The sequence below is a fragment of the Paraburkholderia sp. genome (genome assembly GCF_035501035.1).
Lineage (GTDB): Bacteria > Pseudomonadota > Gammaproteobacteria > Burkholderiales > Burkholderiaceae > Paraburkholderia.
Map to the genome: position 1 here is coordinate 1 of NZ_DATJWR010000448.1, position 10,182 is coordinate 10,182.

The 10,182-nt window shown below is 65.3% G+C and carries 11 protein-coding genes and 1 pseudogene; 7 read left to right on the top strand and 5 right to left on the bottom strand.

Features of this window, described 5'->3' with window-relative positions:
- The 4 genes from prs to hisC form a co-directional block, all read left to right on the top strand.
- On the top strand, nt 1–349 hold a 349-nt coding region (prs, locus tag VMJ11_RS31445; RefSeq protein WP_325624854.1), incomplete at its 5' end, for a ribose-phosphate diphosphokinase.
- 176 nt (nt 350–525) lie between these two features.
- Nucleotides 526–1,134 (top strand): 50S ribosomal protein L25/general stress protein Ctc, encoded by a 609-nt coding sequence (locus VMJ11_RS31450; RefSeq protein WP_325624855.1) that lies wholly within the window; start codon nt 526–528, stop codon nt 1,132–1,134.
- Between the two features lie 167 nt (nt 1,135–1,301).
- Nucleotides 1,302–1,904 carry an aminoacyl-tRNA hydrolase gene (gene pth / locus VMJ11_RS31455; protein ID WP_325624857.1) on the top strand — a complete coding sequence of 201 codons (603 nt, stop codon included), beginning with the start codon at nt 1,302–1,304 and terminating at the stop codon, nt 1,902–1,904.
- Between the two features lie 174 nt (nt 1,905–2,078).
- Complete coding sequence (gene hisC / locus VMJ11_RS31460; protein ID WP_325624858.1) at nt 2,079–3,146, top strand: histidinol-phosphate transaminase; 1,068 nt, start codon at nt 2,079–2,081, stop codon at nt 3,144–3,146.
- A 75-nt stretch (nt 3,147–3,221) separates the two neighbouring features.
- Here the strand turns inward: hisC and VMJ11_RS31465 are convergent, their stop codons facing one another.
- The 3 genes from VMJ11_RS31465 to rsmD all read right to left on the bottom strand — a co-directional run bounded on the left by VMJ11_RS31465 (nt 3,222) and on the right by rsmD (nt 4,933).
- Nucleotides 3,222–3,482, bottom strand: a complete 261-nt coding sequence (locus VMJ11_RS31465; RefSeq protein ID WP_325624859.1) for a YfhL family 4Fe-4S dicluster ferredoxin — start codon at nt 3,480–3,482, stop codon at nt 3,222–3,224.
- A gap of 200 nt (nt 3,483–3,682) precedes the next feature.
- A complete protein-coding gene (coaD, locus tag VMJ11_RS31470; protein ID WP_325624861.1) occupies nt 3,683–4,186 on the bottom strand; it encodes a pantetheine-phosphate adenylyltransferase in 504 nt (167 codons plus the stop codon).
- A 108-nt stretch (nt 4,187–4,294) separates the two neighbouring features.
- Nucleotides 4,295–4,933 (bottom strand): 16S rRNA (guanine(966)-N(2))-methyltransferase RsmD, encoded by a 639-nt coding sequence (gene rsmD, locus VMJ11_RS31475; protein ID WP_325624862.1) that lies wholly within the window; start codon nt 4,931–4,933, stop codon nt 4,295–4,297.
- A 265-nt stretch (nt 4,934–5,198) separates the two neighbouring features.
- Here rsmD and ftsY point away from each other — a divergent pair, with 265 nt between their 5' ends.
- Nucleotides 5,199–6,359 carry a signal recognition particle-docking protein FtsY gene (gene ftsY / locus VMJ11_RS31480; protein ID WP_325624863.1) on the top strand — a complete coding sequence of 387 codons (1,161 nt, stop codon included), beginning with the start codon at nt 5,199–5,201 and terminating at the stop codon, nt 6,357–6,359.
- Nucleotides 6,360–6,448: 89 nt separating this feature from the next.
- On the opposite strand, the gene maiA is transcribed toward ftsY, so the two are convergent.
- Together maiA and VMJ11_RS31490 are read right to left on the bottom strand one after the other, a co-directional pair.
- Nucleotides 6,449–7,096 carry a maleylacetoacetate isomerase gene (gene maiA, locus VMJ11_RS31485; RefSeq protein ID WP_325624865.1) on the bottom strand — a complete coding sequence of 216 codons (648 nt, stop codon included), beginning with the start codon at nt 7,094–7,096 and terminating at the stop codon, nt 6,449–6,451.
- Nucleotides 7,097–7,140: 44 nt separating this feature from the next.
- Complete coding sequence (locus VMJ11_RS31490) at nt 7,141–7,839, bottom strand: fumarylacetoacetate hydrolase family protein (protein ID WP_325624866.1); 699 nt, start codon at nt 7,837–7,839, stop codon at nt 7,141–7,143.
- A gap of 283 nt (nt 7,840–8,122) precedes the next feature.
- On the opposite strand from VMJ11_RS31490, the gene ybiB reads away from it, so the two are divergent.
- Nucleotides 8,123–9,088 (top strand): DNA-binding protein YbiB, encoded by a 966-nt coding sequence (ybiB, locus tag VMJ11_RS31495; protein ID WP_325624868.1) that lies wholly within the window; start codon nt 8,123–8,125, stop codon nt 9,086–9,088.
- 600 nt (nt 9,089–9,688) lie between these two features.
- Nucleotides 9,689–10,182, top strand: a pseudogene (locus VMJ11_RS31500) (2-isopropylmalate synthase); the annotation flags it as partial.

Consider the following 10,182-nt stretch of genomic DNA (forward strand, 5'->3'; position numbering starts at 1 on the left):
CGCCGAAGTGATGAACATCATCGGTGAAGTCGAAGGCCGCACCTGCGTGATCATGGACGACATGGTCGACACCGCCGGCACGCTCTGCAAGGCAGCGCAAGTGCTGAAGGAACGCGGCGCGAAGAAGGTGTTCGCTTACGCCACGCACCCGGTTCTCTCGGGTGGCGCGGGCGAGCGCATCGCCGCTTCCGCGCTCGACGAACTGGTCGTCACCGATACCATCCCGCTGGGCGCCGAAGCGCGCTCGTGCCCGAAGATCCGCTCGCTCACGAGCGCAGGTCTCCTGGCCGAGACGTTCTCGCGTATCCGCCGCGGCGACTCGGTGATGTCGCTGTTCGCGGAAAGCTGATAAGAATTGACGCGCAAGGCGCGGCGTTCGCAAGAATGCCGCGCTTTTGCACGTAATCGGCGCGAACGAACGAAGGTTCGCGCTGCATCGCTGGGGGCCGGAAGGCAGGTTGCCGCAAGGTGACGCCAAGGGCCCCGTTTTACTGCCTGGTCGCGGGCAGTGCATTGGAGAATCAAATGAAAGTCGTCGCTTTCGAGCGTAACCTGCAAGGTACGGGTGCGAGCCGCCGCCTGCGCAATGCTGGCAAGACCCCTGGCATCGTGTACGGTGTCGGCGCCGAGCCGCAACTGATCGAAGTCGATCACAACGCGCTGTGGCACGCCCTGAAGAAGGAAGCCTTCCATTCGTCGATCCTCGATCTCGAAGTGGCCGGCAAGTCGCAGCAAGTCCTGCTGCGCGACGTGCAATACCACCCGTTCCGCCAGCTCGTGCTGCACGTGGACTTCCAGCGCGTGGATCCGAACAAGAAGATCCACACGAAGGTGCCGCTGCACTTCATGAACCAGGAAACCAATCCGGCTGTGAAGACGGGTGGCGCGATCATCTCGCACGTCCTGAGCGAAATCGAAGTGGTGTGCCTGCCGGGCGCGCTGCCGGAATTCCTCGAAGTCGACCTCGCGAAGATCGAAGCAGGCCAGTCGCTGCACGCCAAGGACATCGTCCTGCCGGCCGGCGTGACGCTGGTTCCGCACGTCGAAGCGGACAACCCGGTGGTCGCGTCGGCACCCGTGCCGGCTGGCGCCGTGGCGGCTGCTGAAGGCGAAGAAGCGCCGGCTGCGGAGTAAGCGCAGCGGCCTGACGGGCCCGCCAGGGCCCGCTGAGCTGATCCTCTCGATCCGTTTCCCTGAAACGGACGACGTGACCCGCCGCGGTTCGCCCCGGCGGGTTTTTTTTCGCACTTTTTCGTACACTTGCGGATCGATTCAACGACTTTCGCAGGCGGAACACCACAATGATCAGGTTGATCGTCGGGCTCGGCAATCCGGGCGCCGAATACACGGCGACGCGCCACAACGCGGGCTTCTGGTTCGTCGACCAGCTCGCGCGCGAAGCCGGCACGACGCTGCGCGACGAACGGCGCTTCCACGGCCACTATGCAAAGGCGCGCCTCTATGGCGAGGAAGTGCATCTGCTGGAGCCGCAGACCTACATGAACCGCTCGGGGCAATCGGTCGTCGCGCTCGCGAACTTCTTCAAGATCCTGCCCGACGAGATCCTCGTCGCGCACGACGAGCTCGACCTGCCGCCCGGCACCGTCAAGCTCAAGCTCGCTGGCGGCAGCGGCGGCCACAACGGCCTGAAGGATATTTCCGCGCACTTGTCGACGCAGCAATACTGGCGTCTGCGCATTGGCATCGGCCATCCGCGCGATCTGATTCCCGAAGGCGCGCGGGCCGGCGCGAAGCCCGACGTCGCGAACTTCGTGCTCAAGCCGCCGCGCCGCGAGGAGCAGGACGTGATCGACGCTTCGATCGAACGCGCGCTCGCGGTGATGCCGACGTTCGTGAAGGGCGAAGCCGAACGCGCGGTGATGCAGTTGCATCGCAACGGCTGAACCTATAGGGGAATTGCAGGATTGGGCCCGAGTTGGTGCTGAAGCGCCAATTTCCGGTCGACAGCTTTGCATGGGGCCCAAGTGAGCGCTAAAGCGCTAACTCGGGCCGACCGCGTTGCATGGGATCGGAGTAAGCGCTGAAGCGCAAACTCCGATCGACAAAAGGAGAGCGTCTTGAGTCGTTACTGGAGTGATATCGTCCACCGCCTCGTGCCGTATGTGCCGGGCGAACAGCCCGCGCTCGCGCAGCCGGTCAAGCTCAACACGAACGAGAATCCGTATGCGCCCTCCCCGCGCGTGCTCGAGGCGATCCGCCACGAGCTAGGCGAAACGGGCGACTCGCTGCGCCGCTATCCCGATCCGCTCGCCAAGCGCCTGCGCGCCGCTGTGGCCGCGCATCACGGCATTCGCGCGGACCAGGTGTTCGTCGGCAACGGCTCGGACGAAGTGCTCGCCCACGCGTTCCAGGCACTGCTCAAGCACGACAAGCCGATCCTTTTTCCTGATATCACCTACAGCTTCTATCCGACGTACGCGCGGCTCTACGAGGTGGAGTACCGCACGGTGCCGCTCGACGAGCAGTTTGCGATTCGCGTCGACCACTACCTGCAGCCCAATGGCGGCGTGATCTTCCCGAACCCGAACGCGCCGACCGGCCACGCGCTCCCGCTTGCGGCAATCGAGCGCATCGTCGCGGCCAATGCGGAATCGGTCGTGGTGATCGACGAGGCGTATGTGGACTTCGGCGCCGAGTCGGCGATCGCACTGATCGACCGTTATCCAAACCTGCTCGTCGTGCACACGACCTCGAAGTCGCGGTCGCTCGCGGGCATGCGTGTGGGCTTCGCGTTCGGCCACGCCGATCTGATCGACGCCCTCAACCGCGTGAAGGACAGCTTCAACTCGTATCCGCTCGATCGCCTGGCCCAGGCCGCCGCGACGGCCGCCTACGAGGATGCCGATTGGCTCGCGAAGACGAGCGCCCGAGTGATGGCGAGCCGTGAGCGCCTCACGGCTGCGCTCACGGCGCTTGGGTTCGAGGTGGTGCCTTCGGCGGCGAACTTCGTGTTTGCGAAGCATCCCGCGCACGATGCGGCGGCTATTGCGGCGAAACTGCGCGAAAAGGAGATCTTCGTACGCCATTTCCACGCGCCGCGTGTGAACCAGCATTTGCGCATCTCGATCGGCACCGATGCGGAGTGCGATACGCTCATCGAGGCCCTGAAGTCCATCGTGGGCTGACGAAAGTTGCACGCAATAAAAAACGCGCCACATGGGCGCGTTTTTTATTGCCGGTTCGGTCCGCAAACCCGCGGATCAGGCGTTATGCTTCGCCGCCATCAGCGCGTGATATTTCTGCATCAGCTGCTCGGGCGACTCGGCGTACTCCGGATTCTTCGGGATGCACTCGACGGGGCATACCTGGATGCACTGCGGCTCATTGAAATGGCCGACACATTCGGTGCACTTCTTCGGGTCGATCACGTAGATTTCCGGGCCCATCGAAATCGCGTCGTTCGGGCACTCAGGCTCGCAGACGTCGCAATTGATGCACTCGTCGGTAATCATCAGGGCCATACTTCTCTCGCGTTTCCCTTCAAAAACAATACATTATAGCTTTTTCACGACTCGCGAGCATGGCGTCGAAATTGGGATGGGATTCGTCGAGGACGCGCTGGATTGCGAGCGCGTTCTGGTTTCTTGCCGCATCGGTCCGGTGCAGAGCACGGGTGCGCAAAAGCGGCCGCCGCGCGGCGGCCGCACGCGCGGCTCGGCGCTCAGGCCTTCGCGGCCGTGCCGCCGAACGAAGCCACCTTGTCCTGCAGGCGCTTTTCCACGGAAGGAAACACGAACTTGCTGACATCGCCGCCCAACTGGGCGATTTCACGCACGATCGTGCCCGAAATGAACTGATACTGATCCGACGGCGTCATGAACATCGTCTCGACGTCCGGCAGCAGATAGCGGTTCATGCCCGCCATCTGAAACTCGTACTCGAAGTCGGAGACCGCGCGTAGGCCGCGCACGATCACGCGGGCGTTGTTGGTGCGCACGAAGTCTTTCAGGAGCCCCTTGAAGCTCATGACCTGGACGTTCGGATAGTGGCCGAGCACCTCGTGCGCGATCTCGAGGCGCTCGTCGAGCGAGAAGAACGGCTTCTTGTTGCGGCTGTCGGCAACGCCGACCACCAGCGTGTCGAAAATGCTCGACGCGCGCCGCACGAGATCTTCGTGGCCGCGCGTGAGCGGATCGAAGGTACCGGGGTACACGGCGACTACCATGAGGCTTCTCCTCTCAACAGAAATGGGGCGCAATGCAGTGCCGTGGCGATGCATCACACGTGCGTGCGTGACGACCGGGCCGCCCGCGCGCTTCTTATCGAACGCGCATTATTCCTCATTTTCGCGCTGCAGCAAATGATAGTGAACCGCCCCCGCCTTGCCCTCGCGCGCCACGGTCCAGCCCGTCAGCGCAGGCTGCGCGCCCGGATCGACCGGCGTGCCCGACTCCACGTAAAGCCAGCCGTGCGGCGCGACGAGCGGCGCAGCCAGCTCGAGCGAGCGCTCGAGCAGCGCGGTGTCGCCAAACGGCGGATCGAGGAACACGACATCGAACGAGCCCGGCGCGAGGTTGGCCGCGAGACGCAGCGCGTCGGCTTCCGCAATTTCGATCGTGCGCGCGTTCAAGCGCGTCTGGTTCGCGCGCAGCTGCGCGGCAGCACGCGAGCTGCGCTCCACCATCACCACGCGCGCGGCGCCGCGCGAGGCCGCCTCGAAGCCAAGCCCGCCGCTGCCTGCGAAGAGGTCGAGGCAGCGCAGACCGTCGAGGCGCTGGCCGAGCCAGTTGAAGAGCGTCTCGCGCACGCGGTCCGGCGTCGGGCGCAGCCCGTCGAGATCGAGCACCGGCAGCGGCGTGCGCTTCCAGTCGCCGCCGATGATGCGGATCGTGTGCGCGCCGCCACCGCGCGCGCGCGGATCGGGCTGATGTGAGCGGGCGCCTTGCCCACGTGAAGATGAAGAACGGGTCATGCGTGTGGTCGTGCTGCTGCGTTTGACCGCTGGCAATCTGCCTGCGGCGCCTGAAAACAGGCGGATGTCCGGAGCGCGTTTTTGCATCGCGCCCTCCAATGCGCGCACGTTACCACAGGCGCGCGCGCGTGCCGCGCGGGCGCCGCAACGACGCGGCGTGAGGTGCCTGATAAAATGCCATGTTTCCCGCGCGTTACCCTCCTCCCAAACCGTCGCTGACCGCTCCTCGGTCCGACCCGCAAACGCGCCTGACCCACGCCAGATCATGTTCAGTTTCTTCAAACGATTCCGCGGCTCGAAGGACGCCGAGAACGCGCCGGCCGAGGCCGAGTCGACGCACGAGGCACAAGCCGAGGCTGCCGAAGCGCCTGCCGTCGCAGCGCACGAGGCGGCCCCGTCCGCGCCCCAGGCCGCAGACGCATCGCCAGCAAGCGCCCCGATGACGCCGCTGCAAGCCGCCACCGAAGCCGAAGCCGAAGCCGAAGCCGTCGAGATCGTCCCGCCGCCGGCTCCCGAGCCCGCCGCGAAGCAATCCTGGCTTTCGCGCCTGAAGTCGGGGCTCTCGAAGACGAGCTCGAACATCCAGAGCATCTTCGTCAATGCGAAGATCGACGACGACCTCTACGAAGAGCTCGAAACCGCGCTGCTGATGTCGGATGCGGGCGTCGATGCGACCGAGTATCTGCTCGAGCAACTGCGCCAGAAAGTGCGCGCCGAGCGCCTGACCGACGCGCAACAGGTGAAGGACGCGCTGCGCACGCTGCTCGTCGATCTGCTCAAGCCGCTCGAGAAGTCGCTCATGCTCGGCCGCGCGCAGCCGCTCGTCATGATGATCGCGGGCGTGAACGGCGCGGGCAAGACCACGAGCATCGGCAAGCTCGCCAAGCATCTGCAGCACTTCGACCAGAGCGTGCTGCTCGCCGCCGGCGACACGTTCCGCGCCGCTGCGCGCGAGCAGCTCGCCATCTGGGGCGAGCGCAACAACGTGACTGTCGTGCAGCAGGAAGGCGGCGACCCGGCTGCGGTAATCTTCGACGCCGTGAGCGCCGCGCGCGCGCGACGCATCGACGTGGTGATGGCCGACACCGCCGGCCGCCTGCCCACGCAATTGCACCTGATGGACGAACTGAAGAAGGTCAAGCGCGTGATCGGCAAGGCATTCGAAGGCGCGCCGCACGAAGTGCTGCTCGTGATCGACGCCAATACCGGCCAGAACGCGCTCGCTCAGGTCAAAACCTTCGACGACGCGCTGGGCTTGACCGGCCTCATCGTCACGAAGCTCGACGGCACGGCCAAGGGCGGCATCCTGGCCGCGATCGCGCGCCAGCGCCCGGTACCCGTGTACTTCATCGGCGTGGGCGAGAAGGTCGAGGACCTGCAGCCGTTCGTCGCCGAGGAGTTCACCGACGCGCTGCTTGGCGGCTGAAGCGAGATTTTGCACGCCATTGCAAGCAAGAAGGGCGTCGTTCTCACGAACGACGCCCTTTTTTCATGCGCCTGAAGCCGCGCTGACGCTCACTCCGAATCGGGCTGAACGCCCGGCTCGGCGCGCGCGAACGCATCGAGCGTGAGCGCGTAGTCGTTGATGCGCTGAATGGTCGGATAGCGCGTCGTGTCGATCTTGAAGCGGTTCGCGTTGTAGACCTGCGGCACGAGACAGAGGTCGGCAATGGTCGGCGTATCGCCGTAGCAGAGCTTGCCGGTGCGCGGGTCGCCGGCGAGCCGCTGCTCGAGCGTCGCGAAGCCCGCCTCGATCCAGTGGCGATACCACGCGTCCTTCGTCGCGTCGTCCACGCGCACCGTGTGTTTCAGGTACTTCAGCACGCGCAGGTTGTCCACCGGATGAATCTCGCAGGCAACCTGCAACGCGAGCGAGCGCACGTACGCGCGGTCCAGGGCCGACTTCGGCAGCAGCGGCGGCTCGGGATGCGTCTCCTCCAGATACTCGATGATCGCGAGCGATTGCTGGATCGGATGCTGCTCGTCGTCGACGAGCGTCGGCACGATCGCGTCGGGATTGATCTGCCGGTACGCGGGCTTGAGCTGCTCGCCGCCGTCGCGCACGAGGTGGACCGGCACGTACTCGTACGACAGGTTCTTGATATTCAGCGCGATACGCACGCGGTACGACGCCGAACTGCGGAAATAGCTGTAAAGCTTCATGCTCCTCTCTTGCTCCTCTTGAGTTGCGGCACGTGTCGCGCCGCTCAGACGACCCGCACGGCAAACTCGCCGAGACCGTCCACGCCGCCCGTCATCAGATCGCCCTTGACCACGGCGCCCACGCCTTCGGGCGTACCGGTGTAGATCAGGTCGCCTGCCTGCAGTTCGAAAAGCGTCGAAAGGAACGCGATCGTGTCGGCAACCGGCCAGATCATCTGCGAGATGTCCGAGCGCTGCTTCTCTTCGCCATTCACCGCGAGCCAGATCGCGCCTTTTGCAAGCTGGCCGACCTGCGAGACCGGATGAATCGGGCCGATGGGCGCCGAGTGGTCGAAGCCCTTGGCCGTATCCCACGGACGGCCGAGCTTCTTCGCCTCGCCCTGCAGGTCACGGCGGGTCATGTCGAGGCCGAGTGCATATCCATAGACGTGCTCGAGCGCGCTCGCAACGGGAATGTCCTTGCCGCCCTTGCCGATTGCCGCGACGAGTTCCATCTCGAAGTGTACGTTCTTCGACTGCGCCGGATACGGAAACTCGGCGGTGGCGCGAGGCGCCACATAGAGTACCGCGTCTGCGGGCTTGGAGAAGAAGAACGGCGGCTCACGGTTCGGATCGTGGCCCATCTCGCGCGCATGGGCTTCGTAGTTGCGGCCGACGCAGTAGATGCGTCGCACGGGAAAACGCGTGTCGCTGCCAGCAACCGGAACCGAGGCGAGCGGGGCCGGTTCGAATACGTACGTCATGGAGTTCTCCGTCTTTGTGATGGGGCGCGCGTGAGGCACGCGGACCCGGCGGTGCGGCGGCGCGGCTTGCGCCGTCAGGACAAACGCGAGTGTAACGCGCGCCGGTGCAGGCCTGTGCGGATGACCCGTCAGGCGGCCGCGAGCGTGGAGGGCGGCGCATGCCGCGCTCATGCGATACTTCGCGCATCCCCTTTTGCAATACGATGACGGACCGCCGCGCGCCAGAAACGCGCCAACGCTGCGCACGAAGCCGCCGCGCGCCGTCGAACGAACCCCGCTGCCGATGACCACCGCCGACTCCACCGACATCTTCCCGTGCGCCCGCTTCATCAAGGAGATCGGTCGCGGACCGCATGGCGCGCGCGCCCTCTCTGCGGAAGACACGCACGCGCTCTACGCCGCCATGCTCGACGGCCGCGTGCCCGAGCTCGAACTGGGTGCGGTGCTGCTCGCGTACCGCCTCAAGGGCGAAACCGCCACCGAGCTGGCCGCGATGCTGGCCGCGGCGCATGCCTCGTTCGCGCCGCTCGCGGTGCCGCCGGGCGACTATCGCCCCGTGTCGATTCCGAGCTACAACGGCGCGCGCAAGCAGCCGAATCTCGTGCCGCTGCTCGCCATGCTGCTCGCGCGCGAAGGCGTACCGACGCTCGTGCACGGCGTGCGCACCGATCCAGGCCGCGTGACGAGCGCCGAAATCTTCGCCGCGCTGGACCAGCCCGAAGCCAGCGATCACGCCGGGATCGAGTCGCTGCTGGCCTCGCGCCGCGTGGCGTTCGCCCCCATCGAAACGCTCGCGCCCAAGCTCGCGCGCTTGCTTTCGCTGCGCCGGCGCATGGGCGTGCGCAACTCCACGCATACGCTCGTGAAGCTGCTGCAGCCGTTCGCCCAGCCGGGCCTGCGGCTCGTGAACTACACGCATCCACCGTATCGCGAAAGCCTGAGCGCTCTCTTCGCGGCGCATCCCGATGCCGCCGCTGGCGGCGCGCTGCTCGCGCGGGGCACCGAGGGCGAAGCCGTGGCGGACACGCGCCGCCAGGTGCAGGTCGACTGGCTGCATGACGGTATCTGCGAAACACTGGTCGAGCCGGAGCGCTCGTCGCCTGACGCCCCCGAAGTCGATCTCCCCGAAGGCCGCGACGCGCCCACCACGGCCGCCTGGATCGAAGCCGTGCTGCGCGGCGAAGCGCCTGTGCCCGAAGCGATCTCACGCCAGATCGAGACGATCAAGCGGATCGCGAAGCGCACGTGAGTTCGGCCCCGGCGGCGGCGCGATTCACGACGGATGGGCGTTTGCACGCAACGCGCGAGTCGCGCCCGAACCCGGAGCCGAGTCAAGATTAGGTCCTTTATCGCGTAATTGCGCCCATCTGCGGGCATCTGCGCGCGCGTGACGCACAAACTCCCTGTTGACACGTTCGCCCACCCTGCCTTACATTGAACGAATGCGTTCCCTTCCGAACACCCTCCGAATTACCTCCGGCCGCCTAGCGGCCCTATCGCTACGTCTAGCGTAAGCCAGGCGTAGCGCTGCGCGACCCCCTCCGCGGTCGGTCGGCAGTCCTCCCAAGCAGTTCTCGCAGTACCCCAAACCTGTAGTTTCCTTACAACCTGTCGTCTCTATTCGTCCGTTTACCGTTCGGACGAGTCGCGAGGGTCAAAATGCACGTTGCATGGGCATCTTATGCGTCCGCATCCGCGATGGTCACCGCTGTCACCGCCATCGCCGCGTTCGTCACATCGGCTGTATCCGCCCGTTCGCTTCCTGTTTCGCGCATCGTGCCCCGTCGCCAGCAAGCCAGCCGCCCGCTGCCGACCGCCATCGCAAACGACAAAACGAACGAGGCATAGCATGTTGCGTAACCCCGCCGAGAAATACCGCCCCTTCCCCGCTGTCCGTCTCAACGGCCGACGCTGGCCTACACGCACCGTCGAGCGCGCGCCGATCTGGATGAGCACGGATCTGCGCGACGGCAACCAGTCGCTCATCGAACCGATGAGCATCGAGCAGAAGACCGAGTTCTTCGAATTGCTGGTCGCGATTGGCTTCAAGGAAATCGAAGTCGGCTTTCCGTCGGCATCGCAGACCGACTTCGATTTCGTGCGCAAGCTGATCGAGGAAAAGCGCATTCCCGATGACGTGACGATCGAAGTGCTCGTGCAATCGCGCGAAGAGTTGATCTCGCGCACGTTCGAGGCACTCGAAGGCGCGCCGCGCGCGATCGTGCATCTCTACAACGCGATCTGCCCGTCGTTCCGCAAGATCGTGTTCGGCCAATCGAAGGACGATGTGAAGGCGCTGGCCGTGGAAGGCACGCGCATGATCCGCGAACACGCCGACGCGCG